Here is a 20,842-nt window from a genome sequence, read left to right as displayed (position 1 = left end):
CTTCGTGCCGATCGGTGAGCCGGAGTGGAATTCCCAGGTATATGTCCTTGATTCGCGGCTGCACCCGGTGCCGATCGGCGTGCCCGGCGAGCTGTATCTGGCTGGTGACCAGCTGGCCCGTGGCTATCACGGCCGCGTGGATCTCACCGCTGATCGCTTCGTCGCCAACCCCTTCGGTGGCAGCGGTGGGCGAATGTATCGAACCGGTGACCTGGTGCGCTGGAGCTATGACGGTGAACTCGGCTATCTCGGTCGGGTCGACTTCCAGGTGAAGTTCCGTGGCCAGCGCATCGAGCTCGCCGAGATCGAGACCGCGCTGTTGGCCGCCGAAGAGGTGAGTCAGGCCGTGGTGCGGCTGGTCAGCGCCGAAACCGGTGACTACCTGGCGGGCTATGTGATTCGCGCGGCAGGCGGCGAACTCGATTTGGACGCGGTGAAGGCGGGCCTGACGCGACGGTTACCCGGGTACATGGTGCCGACCGCGCTGGTCGAGCTCGACGAGTTCCCGCTCAACACCAGCGGCAAGCTCGATCGCCGGGCGCTACCGCTTCCGCAACTGCGGGCCGAGCGGTTCCGTACGCCGATCGATACGACCCAACGCCTGGTGGCGTCGGTGTTCGCGGAGGTGCTCGAGGTCGAGCGGGTCGGCTTGGACGATGACTTCTTCGCACTCGGCGGCAGCTCGCTCGATGCCACCGCGGTGACGGCGCGGACCGGGGCCGCCCTCGGTTTACGTGTTCCGGTTCGTGCACTGTTCGAGGCGTCCACGGTCGAGGGTTTCGCCGCCATCGTCGCCGAGATGACCGCGACGGCCGCACCACGGCGCCGGCTGGTTGCCCAGCGGCGCCCCGAGCTGATTCCCTTGTCGCTGGCGCAGCAGCGGATGTGGTTCCTCAGTCGGTTCGATGCCGCCTCGGCGGTGCACAATATTCCGGTCGCCGTCCGGTTGACCGGTGAACTCGATATCGACGCGCTACACCACGCCCTCGCCGATGTGATCGAACGGCACGAGTCGTTGCGCACGATCTACCCGGAGCGCGATGGCATCGCCCACCAGCTGATTATGCCTGCCACACAGGCGATTACCGACCTCACGTTGACGCCGGTAGCCGAAGGAGAGCTGCTCGCGCGCCTCACCGACGTGGTCGCGGCCGGGTTCGACGTGACCAGCGAAATCCCGCTGCGGGCCGAGCTGTTCCGGATCACCGGCCCCGTTCCGGAATTCGTGCTCATTTTCGTTGCTCACCACATCAGCGCCGACGGCTGGTCGATCCGACCGCTCACCCAGGACGTCATGATGGCCTACGCCGCGCGTATCGCCGGTCGCGCGCCGAGCTGGACACCGCTGCCCGTGCAGTACGCGGACTACACCCTGTGGCAACGTGCGCTGCTCGGCTCGGAATCCGATCCGCACAGCCTCATTACGGCACAGGCCGAATATTGGCGCGTCACCCTCGCGGGACTGTCCGACGAACTGAATCTCCCCACCGATCGGCGCCGGCCCTCGACACCATCGTATGCCGGTGGGCGCGTGGCATTTTCGCTCGACGCCGAGCTGCGAGAAGGGTTACGGCAGCTCGCGCGCGCACAGAACGCCACCATGTTCATGGTTGTGCAGACCGCGCTCGCGGTATTGCTCGCGCGACTGTCGGGCACCGACGATATCGCGATCGGCACCCCCGTCGCCGGTCGCGGCGATACCGAACTCGACGACGTGATCGGCATGTTCGTCAATACCCTGGTGCTGCGATCCCACGTACCGGGACACTCGAGCTTCGGCGCCTTGCTCGACCGGACCAGAGACACCGACCTGCAGGCGTTCGCACACGCCGACCTGCCGTTCGAGCGGTTGGTCGAGCTATTGAACCCGGTGCGTTCCACCGCCCGCCACCCGCTGTTCCAGGTCGCATTGACCTCGGAGGACCTGCCCGACAATAGATTCGAACTCCCGGGCCTACGAGTCGAGGTCGTCGATGTCGAGTTCGATGCCGCGAAGTTCGATCTGGCGTTAGCCATTCGCGAATCCTCCGATGGTCTATCGGCCGAGTTCAGCTTTGCTCGCGACCTGTTCGACGAGGCCACCGTGCGGGTATTCGCGCAACGCTTCACCCGGCTGCTCACCGAAATCGTCGCCCGGCCCGATGCCCCGGTCGGTGATCTGCCACTGCTGGACGAGGCGGAATACGCCGCGCTCACTCACGTGCACGGCGATGAGGTCATGGCCACCGCACTGCTGCCGGAGTTGCTCACGCGCGGTGTGCGGTTGGGCCGGGAACGGGTCGCGGTGCGTTACGCGGGCCGTTCGATCAGCTACGGCGAGCTCGACGATTATTCCTCGCGCCTTGCGCGGGTACTGATCGGTCGCGGCGTCGGACCGGAAAGCCTTGTCGCCATAGCCCTTCCACGCTCCTACGAGATGGTCGCCGCGGTCCTCGCGGTGGCCAAGGCGGGGGGTGCGCATGTTCCGGTCGACCCCAACTATCCCGCACAACGGGTGCGGCACATGCTGGCCGACTCCGAGGCGGTGCTCGGCATCACCGGCTCCGCCCAGGTCGCCGCGCTGCCCGCCGATGTGACATGGCTGGTGCTCGACGATCCCGCGACCAATGAGCTGTGCGCGAGCGCCTCCGCCGCACCGGTGACCGATGCCGACCGTTGGACACCGCTGCGGATGCGGCACCCGGCCTACGTTATCTACACGTCCGGTTCGACGGGGCTACCCAAGGGCGTCACAGTGACCCACGCCGGTCTCGGTGGCCTCGCCGACTACGCGATCGGCCTGTACGGGCTGCACGCACAGCACCGGTTCTTGCATATCTGCTCGCCGAGCTTCGACCCGTCGGTGCTCGAATGGGTGTGTGCCTTCTCGGTCGGCGCGACCCTGGTGATCGTGCCGCCGGACATTATCGGCGGTGACGCCCTCGGGGCATTGCTGCGCGCCGAGGGCGTCACGCACACGATCATCCCCCCGGCGGTCCTCGGCACCGTGGCTCCCGCCGATGCGCGCCAGCTGTTGGTCGCGTCGGTCGGCGGCGATGTGACGACGCCGGAACTGCTGGCCGCATGGCAGCCGGGCCGACGTTATTTCAACGGCTACGGGCCCACCGAGACCACGATCATCTCCACCTACGCGCAATTGGTCGCGGGTAATCCCATCACCATCGGTACACCGGTGCACGGCATGTCGGCGCTGGTGTTGGATGCGCGACTGAACCCGGTTCCGCCGGGCGTCGCGGGCGAATTGTATTTGGCGGGCGGCGGTTTGGCGCGCGGCTATCGAAACCGCCCCGGGCTTTCGGCGAACCGTTTCGTGGCCGACCCGTGGGGTGAACCCGGAGCCCGCATGTATCGCACGGGCGATGTGGTGCGCTGGCACGACGGTGCGCTCGACTATGTCGGCCGCTCGGACTTCCAGGTGAAGATCCGTGGCTTCCGCATCGAACTCGGCGAGATCGACGCGGTGCTGACCGGGCATCCGGATGTCGACTTCGCGACCACCCTTGGTCGCGAACATCCCACCGGCACAACGATGTTGGTTTCGTACGTGCTCGGCAAGGCTGGACGCGCGCCGAATCCGGTGGAGCTCACCGAATTCGCCGCGCAGACGCTGCCCGCGCACATGGTGCCCGTGGCGATCGTGGTGCTCGACGAGCTGCCGCTGACCCCGGTCGGCAAACTGGACCGCAGTGCGCTACCCGAACCCGTCCTCGATCCGGTCGAATTCCGCGCCCCCATAGGCGATACCGAGGCCACTGTGGCGGAAACTTTCGCCGCACTGCTCGGGTATGAACGCGTCGGCGCGGACGACGACTTCTTCGCCCTCGGCGGAAACTCGCTCATCGCGACCCAGCTCGCGGCCAGGCTCACCAAGGCGACCGGTGCCGAGGTAGCGGTGCGCGCGGTCTTCGACGCGCCGACCGTGCGTGAGCTGGCCCGCCGCATTACCGAATCGGGGCCGCGGCGGCAGCCGTTGCCGCCGCTGGTACCGCAGGATCGAGGTACCGTGATTCCGCTGTCGATCGCGCAGCAGCGCATGTGGTTCCTCAATCGGTTCGACGCGCGCGGCGGTGGATACAACATTCCGTTCGCGTTGCGGCTGACCGGCGCACTGAATGTGCCCGCGCTACAGGACGCGATCGCCGACGTGATCGGCCGTCACGAGACGCTGCGCACCCTCTATCCGGAGCGTGACGGTGCGGCCACGCAGCTGGTGCTGCCCGCGGGCACCCGCCTGGTCGAGCTGGTCGCGGAGTCCATCGGTGCCGGTGACCTGGAACGGATCGTCACAGGGATGGCTCGGACCGCGTTCGACGTCACCGCCGAGGTGCCGCTGCGCGTGCGCCTGCTGCGGGTGGCGAACGCGCCGAGCGAACCGGCCACCGCGCATGAGCACATCCTGGTGTTCGTCGTGCACCACATCGCCGCCGACGGATGGTCGGTCGCCCCGCTCACCCGTGATCTGGCCGCCGCGTATGTGGCGCGCTGTGCGGGCCTGCTGCCCGCATGGGGCGCGCTACCGGTGCAGTACGCGGACTTCGCGATCTGGCAACGTGCCACGCTCGGCAGCGGCGATGACACGTCCTCGGTGCTTGCTCATCAATTGCGTTACTGGACAAGGTGTTTGGCGGATGCACCCGAGGTGATCACCTTACCCACGGACCGTCCGCGCCCCGCCGTGGCCAGCTATCGGGGCGCCGCGATAACCGGCGAACTGGACCGCGCGCTGCATAGGGGAATCCAGGATATCGCTGCCGCACACCGTGTTTCACCCTTCATAGTGCTGCACACCGCGCTGACGGTCTTGCTCGCCCGGCTTGCCGCGACCACCGATATCGTCATCGGCACGCCGGTCGCGGGTCGCGGCGAGCAGGCGCTGGACGATCTCGTCGGCATGTTCGTCAATACGCTCGTGCTACGCACCGAGGTGCACCCCGGCGCGCCGCTCGTGGAACTGCTCGCGCGGGTTCGTGACATCGATCTCGCCGCGTTCGACCACGCAGCAGTGCCGTTCGAGCAGCTCGTCGAGGTGCTGAATCCGGTGCGCTCGCAGGCACACGCACCGCTGTATCAGGTGTCTTTGACCCTGCAGAACCAAGCCAAACCGGATTTCCGGCTCAATCGTCTCGACATCTCCGCGATCGACGCGGGCCCAGGCCCCATTCAACTGGACTTGGATTGGACGCTGACCGACCGTTACGACGCCGACGGTGCCGCCGACGGCATCGACGTGCACCTGCACTATGCGACGGACCTGTTCGACGAGCCCACCGTCACCGAATTCCTCGCCGGTTTCGAGCGAGTCCTGCGCGCGATCGTGCGCGACCCACGCACGATCGTCGGCGATGTCGAACTGATGTCGGTGGCAGAGCGTGGCAAGCTGCTGGCCGACCGCAATGCCACCATGCACCGGCTGCCTCGGGAAACCCTCGGCGATCTGCTCGACCGGCGGGTCGCGGCGAGTCGCGACGATATCGCGGTCATTTTCGAGGGCACCCGAATCAGCTACGGCGAACTCGCCGATCGAGCCAATCGCCTTGCCCGCTGGCTCATTTCCGAAGGCGTCGGCCCGGATGCGATCGTCGGGCTTGCCGCGCACAAATCGGTCGACATGATCGTGGCGATGTTCGCGATCGTGCAGGCGGGCGGCGCGTACCTGCCGGTGGACCCGGACTACCCCGCCGATCGCATCGAGCACATTCTGAACACGGCCTCGGCGCGACTGGTGCTCGCTGTCGGCGGTGCGACGGTGCCTGTTCCCGACGGTGCGCGGCTGGTGTCGGTCGATCGGCTCGACCTCGCGAGCTACAGCGGCGACCCGATTCGCGGCGCCGACCGCCGTGCACCGCTGCGGCCGGACAATGCCGCCTACGTGCTGTTCACCTCCGGTTCGACCGGCGCCCCCAAGGGCGTGACCACCAGTCACCGGGCCATCATGAACCAATTGCGCTGGCTGGAATCCAGGTACGAGGTCACCGCCACGGATCGGATCATGCAGCGTGCTCCGCTGAGTTTCGATGTGTCGGTGTGGGAGTGTTTCCTACCCGCCGCCGTCGGTGCGCCGCTGGTGGTACCACGACCCGGTGGACATCTCGACCTCGACTACTTGGCCGGGTTGATGCGCGCGCACGCGATCACGATCGCCGAGCACGTGCCATCGGTGCTCGCCGCCCTGATCGCCGAGGGCCACGCGGACGCGCTGCACTCATTGCGTCACCTGCACTGCGGTGGCGAAGCGCTGTCGCCGGAGCTGCTGGCGGCGCTGCGGGAGCATGTCGGTGGAGCTGTGCACAACGTCTCCGGTGCCATACACAATGCGTACGGGCCGACCGAGGCAGCCATCTCGACCATCTACCACGAATTCACCGACGCCGATCGCGGTCCGGATGTTGCCATCGGCCAACCCAATTGGAACACCCGCGCCTACGTTCTCGACGCCAGACTGCGCCCGGTCCCAACCGGTGTGACAGGTGAGCTTTATCTGGCGGGTGAGCAGTTGGCGCGGGGATACGAGGGCCGCACCGGTCTCACCGCAGAGCGGTTCCTGGCCGATCCGTTCGGTGTCCCCGGCGCGCGGATGTATCGCACCGGCGACCTGGTGCGCTGGAACCGCGATGGTGATCTGATCTACTTGGGCCGCAATGATTTCCAGGTGAAATTGCGCGGCCAGCGCATCGAGCTCGGCGAAATCGAATCGGCCCTGCTAGCCGCGACCGGGGTCGCCAATGCCGCAGTGGTTTTGGCCCGCGATATCGCGGGCACCGAGGGGCTCGTCGGCTATGTGTCCGGAGCCGGACTGTCGCCGGAGGCGGTGCTCGATTCGGTGCGCGCCCAGCTGCCCGGTTACATGGTTCCGGCGCATGTGGTGGTGCTCGACGAGATGCCGCGCACCACCGTCGGCAAGCTCGATCGTGTCGCGTTGCCGGCCGTCGAATTCACCGGCCCGGCAATAGAATTCCGCGCGCCACACGAGGGCGCCGAGTCCGTGCTCGCGACCCTGATCGGTGACCTGATCGGCGCCGATGTGCCGATCGGCGCCAATGACGACTTCTTCGCGCGTGGCGGCAATTCCCTGCTGGCCATGCGGCTGGTAGCCAGGGCGAATGCCGCCCTCGGCTGCGAGCTGAACGTGCGAGAGGTATTCGAGGCACCCACCGTCGCGGAGCTTGCCGTCCGCGCGACGCGGACGCCGCGGGCGAAGCTGCCGCCGCTGGTAGCGATGCCTCGGCCGTCGCGTATTCCATTGTCACTGGCCCAGACCCGGATGTGGTTGCTCAATCGCCTCGATCCCGATTCGGCGGTCTACAACATCCCGATGACCATTCGATTGCGGGGCGCACTCGACGAGCAGGCGCTGCGGGCGGCATTGCGGGATGTGATCGATCGGCACGAATCGCTGCGCACGGTATTCCCTTCCGATGGTGATGGTCCCGAACAGGTCGTACTGGCCGGAGCCGACGCCGCCGGGGTGGAACTGCCGCTGCTCGAGACCGCCGAGGCCGATCTGCCCGGCGCGATATTCGAAATCGCCGTAACCGGCTTCGACCTACGTACCCGAATTCCGGTGCGTGCCCGTCTGTTCCGGCTCGAAGCCGACGACCATGTGCTGGCGGTGGTGGTGCATCACATTGCCGCCGACGGCGTCTCCACCGCACCGCTGGCCCGCGATCTCATGGTGGCCTATACCGCCCGCGCCGCGGATCTCGCGCCGCAATGGCAGCCGTTGCCGGTCCAGTACGCGGACTTCACGCTGTGGCAGCGTGCGGTACTCGGCTCGGCCGACGACCCGGATTCGGTTCTCGCGCAGCAGATCGCGCATTGGCGCACCGAGCTCGCGGGTCTCGCGCCGGTGCTGGAGCTGCCCACCGACCGACCCCGCCCACCGGTCGCCTCCGGTCGCGGCGCCGCCGTCGAGTTCGTGGTGTCGGTCGAGTTGACCGACGCCGTCGCGAAACTGGCCCGTGCGCACGGAGTTTCGTCCTACATGGTCGTGCACGCGGCGTACGCCACGCTGCTGGCCAGGCTGGCCCGTACCGACGATGTCGCGATCGGCACCCCGATCGCCGGACGCGCCGAGCAGGCCCTCGACGACCTCGTCGGCATGTTCGTCAATACGCTGGTCCTTCGCACCGAAGTGCCGGCCGCAGTACCCTTCACCGAACTGCTCGGCCGGGTGCGCGACACCGATGTGCGCGCCTTCGCCAATGCCGAGCTGCCGTTCGAGCGACTCGTCGATGAGCTGAATCCGGTTCGATCGCAGGCGCATTCACCGATCGTGCAGGCACTGCTCACCTTCGAGCATCGTGACGACACCGTCCTGCGGCTACCTGACCTCGAGGTGTCGGCCTACCCCATCGAGAACCCAGGCGCACAATTCGATCTCGCCCTCGAGCTCACCGAATATCGGGCCGGCACCGGAACCGCGCTGCGCGCCGTCCTGCGTTATGCCACAGATCTTTTCGACCGCACCACCGCGGACACACTCGCGTCGCGATTCGTGCGGATCCTCGAAACCGTCGTCGCCGACGCCACCATCCGCATCGGTGATATCGAACTGCTCGACGCCACGGAGCGCACGCTGGTACTGGAGCGGTGGAACGACACCGCCTACCCGGTGACGGCGACGGGCACGCTGGCCTCGCTGTTCGAAAACCAGGTGATGCGGACACCGGACGCGGTGGCGCTGACCTTCGAGGCAACAGCTCTGGCCCACCCGTCGCCCGACCACCGCCCCTCATCGAGTCACTCCGTGACGCTGGCCCACCCGTCGCCCGACCGCCACCCCCCATCGAGTCACTCCGTGACCCTGACATATGGCGAGTTCGCGGGTCGAGTGCATCGCCTGGCCCGCTGGCTGGTGGCCAACGGTGTCGGACCGGATTCCTTCGTCGCGCTCGGCATGCGGCGTTCTATCGACCTGGTCGTCGGTATGTACGCGGTGACCGTCGCCGGTGGCGCGTACGTCCCGCTGGATCCCGATCACCCGGCCGACCGCATCGACTATGTGCTGCGCACCGCTCGTCCGCTGTGCGTACTGACATCGGGCAGCGACCTGGAAACCACTCTCGTGCGTCAGGTTCGGATCGACCGCCTGGATCTGAACGGATACGCGCCGGCCCCATTGACCGCGTCGGATCGGATCGGCGAGCCGACGCCGGGTCACCCGGCGTACGTGATCTTCACCTCTGGCTCGACCGGCCGTCCGAAGGGAGTCGCGGTCAGCCATGGCGCGATCGTGAACCGACTGGTGTGGATGCAGGCTGAATACGGGCTGACCGGCACCGATGTGGTGTTGCAGAAGACACCCGCTACTTTCGACGTGTCGGTGTGGGAGTTCTTCTGGCCCTTGCAGATCGGTGCGCGATTGGTGCTCGCCAGGCCCGACGGTCACCGCGACCCCGGCTACCTGGCCGGGCTGATCGCGCGGGAACGCATTACCGTCGCGCATTTCGTGCCATCGATGCTCGCGATATTCCTGAGCGCGGTGCGGGCAGGTGAATGCGCCACACTGCGGCAGCTGTTCGCCTCCGGGGAGGCACTGCCCGCCTCGACCGCGCAACGGGCACGGGAACTGACCGGCGCCCATGTGCACAACCTGTACGGCCCGACCGAAGCGGCCGTCGATGTCACCTACCACGAGGTGACCGACGCCGACACCGTGTCCGTCCCGATCGGCAGGCCGGTGTTCAACACCAGGCTGCTGGTGCTCGACGCGCGTCTACGACCGGTACCGGCCGGGGTCCCCGGCGAGCTGTATCTGGCCGGTGCGCAGTTGGCTCTCGGCTACGTGGCACGCCCGGACCTGACCGCCGAGCGTTTCGTGGCCGACCCGTTCGGCCCGCCCGGTGCGCGGATGTACCGCACCGGCGACCTGGTCAGCTGGCGGGCGGTCCGCCGTGACGGACTTGAATACGGCGTGCTGGACTATCTGGGCCGCACCGACTTCCAGGTGAAACTGCGCGGCCTGCGTATCGAACTCGGCGAAATCGAGGCTGCGCTCACCGCGTCGAATGCCATCGACCAGGCGGCTGTCGTGGTGCGCACCGACGATCGGCTCGGCGAGCAGCTCGTCGCATACCTGATCGCCAGCGATTCCGGCATCGACCTCGACGGCGTGCGATCCGAAATCGGTGCCGCGCTGCCCGCGTACATGGTGCCCGTGGCGTTCGTCGTGCTCGATGCCTTTCCGCTCAACGCCTCCGGCAAGCTCGACACAGGTGCCTTGCCCGCACCGGTCTTCGATACGGTCGCCTATCGCGCGCCGGAAACCGGCACCGAGCACACGATCGCGCGAATCATGGGCGAGCTGCTCGGTATCGGACGGATCGGAGCCGACGACGATTTCTTCGCCCTCGGCGGTAATTCCCTGATCGCGACCCAGGTGACCGCGCGGCTCGGCGTGGCGCTCGACGCCGACATTCCGGTGCGACTGCTGTTCGAAACCCCTACTGTCGCAGGGCTGGCCGCCCGCGCGGCACGACTCACAGGCATCGGCAGCCGCCCGAAGCTCAGCACACGGCCGCGACCGGAATCGGTTCCGCTCTCACCCGCGCAGCAGCGCGTGTGGTTCCTCAACCGCTTCGATCCGGATGAGACGGTGAACAATATCCCGGTCGCTATCCGGCTGACCGGACCGCTCGACGCCGGCGCGCTCGCCACCGCGCTAGCCGATGTGGTCGGCAGGCACGAAACCTTGCGGACCAGCTACCCGGACATCGGCGGCACCGGGTTCCAGCACATCCTCGATGCCACTCATGTGCCGCCCATTGTGGCCATCGACCCGGCGAATGTGAATGCCGCGCTGCTGGAACTGGTGGCCAGGCCCTTCGACGTAACCAGCGACGTACCGGTGCGCATCGGCCTGGCCAGGCTATCGCGCAGCGAGCACCTGCTCGCGCTTGTCGTGCATCACATTGCCGCGGACGGCTTTTCGATGGGGCCGTTGGCTCGCGATATCGCCACCGCGTACGCGGCACGTGCCGCCGGTTGCGCGCCGATCTGGACCGAACTTCCCGTCCAATACGCCGATTACGCGCTGTGGCAGCGCGAAGTTCTCGGCGCCGAGGGCCATCCGGATTCGGTGGCCGCGCGGCAGCTGCGGTATTGGGAAGCCACTCTGCGCGGCTTGCCCGCACAGCTCGACCTGCCGGGCGATCGGCCGCGCCCAGCGGTTGCCAGCCATGCCGCCGCCAGCACCACGGTCGCCCTCGATGGCCCGACCCGCGACGGAATCGCCACCATCGCACGGCAATTCGACGCCACCGAATTCATGGTGATGCATGCCGCATTGGCCGCGCTGCTGGCTCGGCTGTCGGGCACCGACGATATCGCTATCGGTGCGCCGATCGCGGGTCGCGGCGATGCCGCGCTCGACGATCTGGTCGGCATGTTCGTCAACACCCTGGTGTTGCGCGCCGCAGTGCCCGGTTCGGACACCTTCGCGGCCTTGCTGAGCCGGGTGCGTGATGCCGATCTGGATGCGTTCGCGCACGCCGACGTGCCCTTCGAGCGCCTGGTCGAAGTGCTGGATCCGCCGAGATCCGAAGCCCGCCACCCGCTGTTCCAGGTTGCGCTCTTCTTCCAGAACCTCGCACCGGTCGCGGTCGAATTAGCGGGTGTGACGTTGGCCGAACACGACTTCGATTACGAGACAACACGATTCGATCTCCAGCTGACCGTCACCGGCGATGCGCTGCGATTCAGCTATGCCACCGACCTTTTCGACGACGCCACCGTCGCGACCCTCGCCGCCCGCTTCACCCGGCTGCTCGCCGCCGTGACCGCCGACCCGGACCAGGTGCTCGGCGATATCGACCTGTTCGAATCCGGTGAGTTGAACCGGGTTGTCACCGAATGGAACGATTCGGCCCACACCGCCTTTGTCTCGGAGATGCTGCTCGACGAGTTCGAGGCGCAGGCCGCGGCCACCCCGGACGAGCCCGCGCTGATCTTCGCGCCCGAAAATGACTCCGACTCGAGCACGTACGCCAACACCTTGACCTACGGCGAACTGGACCGGCGAACCAACCGGCTTGCCAGACATCTCATCGCCGCCGGTGTGGGTCCGGAAGTCCTTGTCGCACTGGCGATCCGGCGTTCGTCTGATCTGGTGATCGCCATGTACGCGGTACTCAAGGCCGGCGGCGCCTACGTGCCGATCGACCCCGATCATCCGGCGCGCCGCATCGCGCACATACTCGACACCGCGCGACCGGTCGCGCTGCTCACCACCGCGAACGATCGCGCCGATTACGGTTATACCGGCCCGGCTATCAGTGTCGACGCGGTCGATCTCGACGGCTATTCGGACTATCCGATCTCGGTCGACGAGCGGATCGCGCCGATCCATCCGGACAATCCCGCGTATGTCGTCTTCACCTCGGGTTCGACCGGAAAACCCAAGGGCGTCAGCATTTCCCATGCCGCGATCGTCAACCAGATGACCTGGATGCAGTCGGAATACCGACTGTGCGCCGCGGACGTGTACCTGCAGAAAACAGCGACCACCTTCGACGTGTCGCTCTGGGGTTACTTCCTGCCACTGCGCGTCGGCGCCACGCTCGTCCTCGCCACCCCCGACGGCCATCGCGATCCCGGCTATCTCACCGACGTCATCGCCGGACACGGCGTGACCATCACCGACTTCGTGCCGTCCATGCTCAGCGTTTTCGCCGGACAGGCCCGCCCCAGCGCGCTCACCCCCCTGCACACGGTATTCGTCATCGGTGAGGCGCTGCCCGCCGAAACCGTGCGAGCGTTCGGCGCGGTCAGTACGGCTCGGCTGCACAATCTGTACGGCCCCACCGAGGCCGCGGTGAGTATTACCTACCGCGACGTCACCGGTGAGGTCGATCGCGCTGTCATGCCGATCGGCAGGCCGGAATGGAACAGCCGGGTCTACGTGCTGGATTCGCGGTTGCGCCCGACGCTGCCCGGTGTAGCGGGGGAGCTGTATCTGGCGGGCGCGCAACTCGCGCGCGGCTACCACGGGCGGCCCGATCTGACCGCGGACCGGTTCGTCGCCAACCCCTTCAGTAGCGCGGGCGAACGGATGTATCGCACCGGCGACCTCGTTCGCTGGGACACCGGCGGCGCCACTGCCGAGCTGGTATACCTGGGCCGCACCGACTTCCAGGTGAAGTTCCGTGGCCAGCGCATCGAACTCGGCGAAATCGAGGCCGCGCTGGCCTCGGTATCCGGTGTCACGCAGGCCGCCGCGCGGATCACCGCCACCGGCGATCACCTCGTCGGCTACGTGACCGGTGAGTTCGCGACGACGGTCGGCGATTTCGAGGACCGAGTCCTGCGTGCGGCGTCGGAAACCCTGCCGTCGTACATGATCCCGTCGGCGATCGTGGTGCTGGACGCGTTCCCACTCAACGCCTCCGGCAAGCTGGACCGAAACACCCTGCCGGAACCGGTATTCGAGCAGACCACATACCGCGCCCCGGTCACCCCGGCCGAACGCCTGGTAGCGGAATCCTTCGAGGCCGTGCTCGACACCGCACCGGTCGGCGCCGACGACAGCTTCTTCGATCTCGGCGGCAATTCGCTGCTGGCCACCCGGGTACTGGCTCGGCTCGGCGAACGCCTCGGCCATCGCATCCCGGTGCGGTTGCTGTTCGAGGCGCCGACCGTGCGCGCCCTCGCCGCCCGACTGGTCGCCGAAGCGGACGAGACCGAGCACGTCGTCCCGCTGATTGCGGGCCCGCGTCCCGATATTATTCCGCTCGCACCGGTGCAGCGCGGCATGTGGTTGCTCAATCGCATCGACCCGGACTCTCCGGCGCACAATATCCCCGTCGCCGTCCGGATTTCCGGAGCGCTCGACGAGTTCGCCCTGACCGCCGGATTCGCGGATGTCATTGCCAGGCACGAGGTTCTGCGCACCGTCTACCCGGTGGATGCGACCGGTTCGGGCCATCAGGTGATCCTGTCGGCCGAGGACGCGTCAGTCCGGTTGACCGTCGAGGACCTGGACGGACGGTCTGTCGCCGATCGCATCGCCGAATACACCGGCACCGGATTCGATGTCACCACCGAGGTGCCATTGCGCGCGGTGCTGCTGCGCGAGAGCGAGTCGAGTGCGGTGCTCGTCGCGGTGCTGCATCACATTGCCGCCGACGGCTATTCGATGAACCCGCTACTGCGCGATGTGCTGTCGGCGTATCTGGCCCGGCAACTCGACACCGCGCCGACCCTGCCCGAACTCGCCGCGCAATACGCCGATTACGCGCTGTGGCAGACCGCGTCGCTGGATACCGTTGCCGCACCACAACTCGCGTACTGGAACGAGGCGCTGCGTGGGCTACCGGAGGACCTCGCTCTGCCCACCGACCGGCCCCGACCGGCCATCGCCTCCAAGCGCGGCGGCAATATGGCCGCCCGGATCGGCGGCGGTGTCGCCGCCCGGGTGCGTGAACTGGCCCTGCGGCACAACGCGACCCCGTTCATGGTGGTGCACGCCGCCCTGTCGGTGCTGCTGGCCCGACTGACAGGATCCAACGATATCGCCATCGGCACTCCGGTAGCCGGTCGCGGCGAAGCGGCGCTCGACGACCTGGTCGGCATGTTCGTCAACACCCTCGTGCTGCGCACCCACCCCGAACGCGACCGGTCCTTTACTGACCTGCTGAAGCAGACACGCGCGGTCGATCTGGCGGCCTTCGCCAATGCCACTGTTCCGTTCGAGTATGTCGTCGACGAACTCGGTATCGAACCCACACAGTCCAGGCATCCACTGTTCACCGTCGCGTTGAGCTACGCCGACAATGGGACGGGTGCCTTCACAATGCCCGGTCTCGAGCTGGCACCGGTCGAATTCGACGAGCCCGTAGCGCGTTTCGACCTACAGTTCACCATCGCTTCCGCGCCCGACGAAGACGGTCACCTCGCGATAGAGCTCAACTACGCGACGGATCTGTTCGACGCGGCCACCGCCGACACACTGCTGCGCAGATTCGGTCGAGTGCTCGGGGCGCTCACCGCGCAGCCCGAACAGCCGATCGGCACGATCGATCTGCTGGCCCCGGCCGAACGCGCCGCACTCCTCGACCTACCGACCGCCGGTCCGGTGCCCGCCCGCACGCTCGCCGAGTTGCTCGGTGCGGCAGTGGCATTCGATCCGGATGCCACCGCCGTAGTCACCGTCGATCGCGAGCTGACCTATCGGGCCATGGACGAGCATTCCTCCCGCCTGGCACGGATACTCATCGGTCGCGGTGTCGGCACCGAAGACTTTGTCGCCGTGGCCATCCCACGTTCGGCCGAGTCCATGCTCGCGGTGTGGGCGGTGGCCAAGACCGGCGCGGCCTTCGTACCGGTCGACCCGGCATATCCCGCCGAGCGCATCGCGCACATGCTTGCGGACTCCGGGGCAACCATCGGGCTCACGACCAGCGCGGTCCGGTCCGAGCTGCCAGATGACGCGCAATGGCTGGTTCTCGACTCGGCCGCCGTCGCGGCGAGTATGTGGCACACCGGTGCCGAGCCGATCGACGCCGACGAGCTGGTTCGCCCGGTGCACGTCGATAGCCCGGCCTGGATGATCTACACCTCCGGTTCGACCGGTGTCCCCAAGGGGGTAGTCGCGACCCATCGCGGTCTGTCCGGCATCGCGCAGGCCCAGCGCGATCGGTACGCGATTACCGAGGCCGCACGGACGCTGCATGTCGCATCGCCCAGTTTCGACGCGTCCATGCTGGAACTGCTGCTCGCAGTGCCCGCAGGCGCGGCGCTGGTGATCGCACCGGCCGATGTCTACGGCGGTGGCGAGCTGACCGCGTTCATTCGCGACCAGCGGGTGACCCACGCCTTCATCACCCCGGCGGTGCTGCAAACCCTCGACCCGGCGCAACTACCGGATCTCACGCATCTGACCGTCGGCGGCGAGGCATACGGCCCAGACGTGGTGCGGCGCTGGGGAATCGATCGCCGCTTCTTCAATACCTACGGCCCCACCGAAACCACGGTCATCGCCACCATCAGCGCACCGATGCGTCCCGGCGATCCGTTCGATATCGGCACCACGATCCACGGCATGTCCGCGGTCGTTCTCGACAGCGGGCTGCAACCGGTCCCGGCCGGGGTGATCGGTGAGCTGTATCTTCGTGGCCCCGGCCTGGCCAGGGGATACCACGCGCGGCCCGGACTGACGGCGGACCGATTCATCGCCGACCCCTACGGGCCGGCGGGCGGGCGACTGTACCGCACCGGAGATCTCGTGCGGTGGACAGCCACCGGTGCAATTCAGCATGTCGGACGCGCCGACCATCAGGTAAAGATGCGTGGCCTTCGCATCGAGCTCGGCGAGATCGATGCGGTCCTATCGGCCCACGAGACAGTCGAATTCGCGGTCACCGTCGGACACACCGACGCCTCGGGAAGGGTCTCGCTGGTCGCCTACGTGGTCGCGGCGTCCGGCCACAGCATCGACACCGCCGAGCTCACTGTCTTCGCGGGCCGGGCACTGGCCACCTATATGGTGCCCGCCGCCATCACAGTCCTCACCGACCTGCCGCGCACGCCTGTCGGCAAGCTCGATCGAAAAGCATTGCCGGAGCCCGAATTCCGGACCGCTACCTTCCGTGCGCCGGAAACAGCCACCGAGCGCGCGGTCGCGGAAACCATTGCCGGCTTGTTCGGCTTCGACGACTCGAAGCCCGTCGGCCGCGATGACGACTTCTTCGTCATCGGCGGAAACTCGCTGACGGCAACACAATTGGCTGCGCGTCTCGGTAGTCGGCTGGAATTGGCGGTCGGCGTGCGCATGGTCTTCGAGCATTCGACGGTGGCCGGGCTCGCCGCCGCGCTCGATGCCACCGACCGCAGCGCGCGTACCCGTCCGGCATTGATGCCGCGCAGTGGATCGGACCCGGTCCCGCTGTCGCTGGCCCAGCAACGCATGTGGTTGCTCAACCGTCTCGACCGCCAGTCGGATGCCTACAACATCCCGCTAGCGGTGCGACTCACCGGCGATCTGGATGTCGCCGCGCTCAATGCGGCCATCGGGGACGTGGTGGAACGCCACGAGGTGCTGCGCACCGTCTACCCGCAGCGTGATTCGGGTCCGGTGCAGGTCGTGGTGCCGATCGAGCGGGCGGACATACCGACGTTGACCGCGATCCCGGTGCCGCTCGACGATTTGACCGGCGCGGTCACCGACTTCATCGGCGGTGGTTTCGACGTCGCCGAGGCGGTGCCGGTGCGGGCGCGACTGTTCGTCCCGGTCGATGCCGCGGCCGTGGCGGCGGGCGAGCATGTGCTCGTGGTGGTGGTGCATCACATCGCCGCGGACGGTTCGTCGCTGGTGCCGCTGGCCCGCGACGTCATGGTCGCCTATGCCGCCCGGAAACAGGGCGGCGTCCCAGCATGGACGCCGCTGCCGGTGCAATACGCGGATTACAGTCTGTGGCAACGTGATCTGCTCGGCGCCGAGGACGATCCGGACTCGCTGATATCCGCCCAGCTGCGATTCTGGCGGCAGACCCTCGCCGAGCTGCCCGCACAATTGATTCTGCCCGCCGATCGGCCGCGTCCCGTCATCGCCTCCACCCAGGGCAAGCATGTCGATTTCGCGATCGATGCCCGGCTGCACAACGGCCTCGTGGAACTGGGCCGGACCACGGGCGCGACACCGTTCATGGTGCTGCACGCCGCGTTCGCGGTGCTGCTCGCGCGACTGTCGGGTACCGCGGATATCGCCGTCGGCACCCCCATCGCGGGCCGTGGCGAGGCCGCGCTCGACGATGTGGTCGGCATGTTCGTCAACACGCTGGTGCTGCGAACCCGGGTAAACGCCGCCGACGGCTTCACCGAGTTCCTCGACCGGGTGCGCAGCACCGACGTCGCGGCCTTCTCGCACGCGGACGTCCCCTTCGAGCGCCTGGTCGAGGTGCTCAATCCGGAGCGTTCGACCGCTCGGCACCCGCTGTTCCAGGTCGGTTTCTCCTTTCACAATCAGGCCGAGGCTGATTTCGAACTGGATGGATTAGCCGCCACCGCCGCCGATTTCGACTACAAGGTCTCGCAATTCGACCTGCATCTGGTGGTGACCGATCGCTACGGCACCGACGGTGACCCGGCGGGCATGGCAGCGTCCATCACCTACGCCACCGCGCTGTTCGACGAGTCCACCGTCGCCGGTTTCGCCGGGCGCCTGAAACGCCTGCTGGCCGAGGTCTGCGCCGCGCCGCACCTTCCGGTCGGCGATCTCGCGCTGCTCGATACCGTCGAGCGGGACCGCATGGTGGAGACCTGGAATCGGTCCGAGCTCGAATTCCCCAGGGCCACCCTGGTTTCCGGATTCGAGGCTCAGGTGGCACGGACACCGGACGCGGTTGCTGTCGTCGACGACGACACCACCCTGACATACGCGCAGTTCAGTGCCCGGGTGAACGGTCTCGCTCGCACCTTGATCGCACGCGGTATCGGACCGGAATCATTGGTGGCCCTCGCTATTCCACGCAGCACCGAACTGATCGTCGCAATGTATGCCGTAGTGACGGCGGGTGGCGCCTATGTGCCGCTGGATCCGGCGCACCCGATGGAGCGCATCGCGAGCGTGCTCGCCGCAGCGGACCCGGCGCTGGTATTGACCTCATCCGATCATCCGATGCTGCCCGAGTCCTTAGCTGAAAACCCTGTGGTGCTGGATATTTCGACAGTCGAAATAGAATCCGACACCCGTCCCGTCCGAGACACCGAGCGGTGCGCGACACTGACGCCATCGAATACCGCATACGTCATTTTCACCTCCGGATCCACCGGTACCCCGAAGGGTGTCGCCGTCGCGCACGTCGCCGTCGCACACCAATTGGACTGGATGCAGTCGGAATACCGGCTCGGCACCGACGACACGGCCCTATTGATGACCTCGGCCGCCTTCGACCTTTCGGTGTGGGAATTCTGGTGGGGACTGCGCACCGGAGCGAGGGTGGTATTGGCACCGCAAGGCGCGCAACGTGATCCGGCCGCCACACTGGAGCTGATCCGTCGCGCCTCGGTGACCACCGTGACGCTCGTGCCCGCATTGCTCGCCATGCTCGCCGAAGTGTCCGGCACGCGGAGCCTGCCGCTATCGCTGCGCAGGCTGCTGGTGATCGGCGAGGCCTTGCCCACCGCGACCGTAGCTCGCGTCCGCGAGCTGACCGGCGCCCGCATCGACAACCTGTACGGACCCACCGAGGCCACGGTATCGGTTACCCGCTTCCGCACCGATTCCAGAACCGAGTGCGCCGTGGTCCCCATCGGTACCCCCGAATCCGGCAACCAGGTCTATGTCCTCGACGACCGGATGCATCCGGTCCCGGCGGGCGTGACCGGCGAGCTCTACCTCGGCGGCGCCCAGCTGGCCGTTGGCTATCACGGCAGGCCGGAACTGACCGCGGAACGCTTCGTGGCCAATCCCTTCGGTGTGCCGGGCGCTCGCCTGTATCGCACCGGCGACATGGTGCGCTGGGGTGTCGAGGGCAACCTCGATTATGTGCAGCGCCGCGACTTCCAGGTCAAGGTGCGCGGCTACCGTATCGAGCTCGCCGAAATCGAACGCGCATTGCGGTCGCGCCCAGCGGTGTCGGACGCCGTCGTCGTGGCCTTCGGCACCGGCGATAACGCCATGCTGGTCGGATACTTCGCCGCGACCAGACCACTGGATCCGCGATCACTGCGTTCGGCCCTGACCGACGCACTACCCAGCTACATGGTCCCCGCGGTGCTCACCCAACTCGACGCCTTGCCGTTGAACGCCAACGGCAAGGTGGACCGCGCCGCATTGCCGCGACCACAGCTACGGGCGCGCGAATTCCGGGCCCCGACAACGGAATTGGAAGAAAAGGTCTGCCGGGTGTTCGCCGAATGCCTCGACATCGAGCGAATCGGCTTGGACGACAACTTCTTCGAACAGGGCGGCAACTCACTCCTGGCCACCCGCCTGGCCACTCGCCTGAGCGCCGCGCTGGCCGAACAGATCCCCATGGTCTGGTTGTTCGCCGCACCCACGCCCGGTGGCCTGCTCGCCCAACTGGACCTGCATCGCTCCGGTCGCGGTCGCGTCGATGCCGACGCCGCATTCGACGTACTGCTTCCCCTGCGCCCAGGAGGTTCTCGCGAGCCGCTGTTCTGCCTGCACCCCGTCGGTGGTGTGGCCTGGTCCTTCGCGGGCCTGGCCGCGCACATCGATCCCGAACGCGCCATCTACGGCCTCCAATCGCCGGTGCTGAGTTCGGATGCCGCGCTGCCGGATTCGATCGACGAATGGGCCAGGCGCTACGTCGGGGAAATCCGCGCGGTGCAGCCGGAGGGCCCATATCATCTGCTCGGCTGGTCGCTCGGTGGTGTCCTCGCGCATGCCGTCGCGATCCAATTGCAGGATGAGGGTGCGCATGTCGCACTGCTGGCCATGATGGACAGCGCGCGCGGTGTCATCGTGGACGAGACGGCGACGATCCCGGTCGCGGATCTACTCGGCGGTCTGCTCGGCGAACAAGCCGACGACGTGGACATCGAGCTGGATGCGGCCCAGCTCGCGCGACGTATCGCCGAACTGCCCGAACCCTTCGCCTCCTTCGGTGCCGATCGGCTCGGCCGGGTATTGGACGCGGGCACCCGCTCGATCGCCCTGATGAACCGATATCGCCCCCGCCCCTACAAGGGCGACCTCGTCTACTTCACCGCAACCCTCGACGACGCGACCGGTGCCACCGGCGCGGCAAGCTGGTCGGACGCCGTCGACGGCACCGTGCACAACCACGCCGTCTCGACCTCGCACCAGCGTATGACCTCCGAATCCGCCCTGGCCCGCATCGGCCACGTGCTGACCACCGTGCTGGCCGGCAACCGGGCGTAA

1 protein-coding gene (running past one end of the window) is annotated in these 20,842 nt (G+C 67.2%); it reads left to right on the top strand.

What is annotated here, in order from left to right:
* Positions 1-20,842, top strand: the 3' portion of a protein-coding gene (locus LKE06_RS03385; RefSeq protein WP_227997138.1) for a non-ribosomal peptide synthetase. Its footprint begins 4,556 nt before the window's first position; the window shows 20,842 of its 25,398 coding nt (coding positions 4,557-25,398); the start codon falls outside the window, past its left edge; the stop codon is at positions 20,840-20,842.

The organism is Nocardia australiensis (assembly GCF_020733705.1).
In the GTDB taxonomy this organism is placed as follows: Bacteria; Actinomycetota; Actinomycetes; order Mycobacteriales; family Mycobacteriaceae; genus Nocardia; species Nocardia australiensis.
The sequence above is the reverse complement of the archived record's forward strand: the minus strand, read 5'-3'. Positions and strand labels throughout refer to the sequence as shown.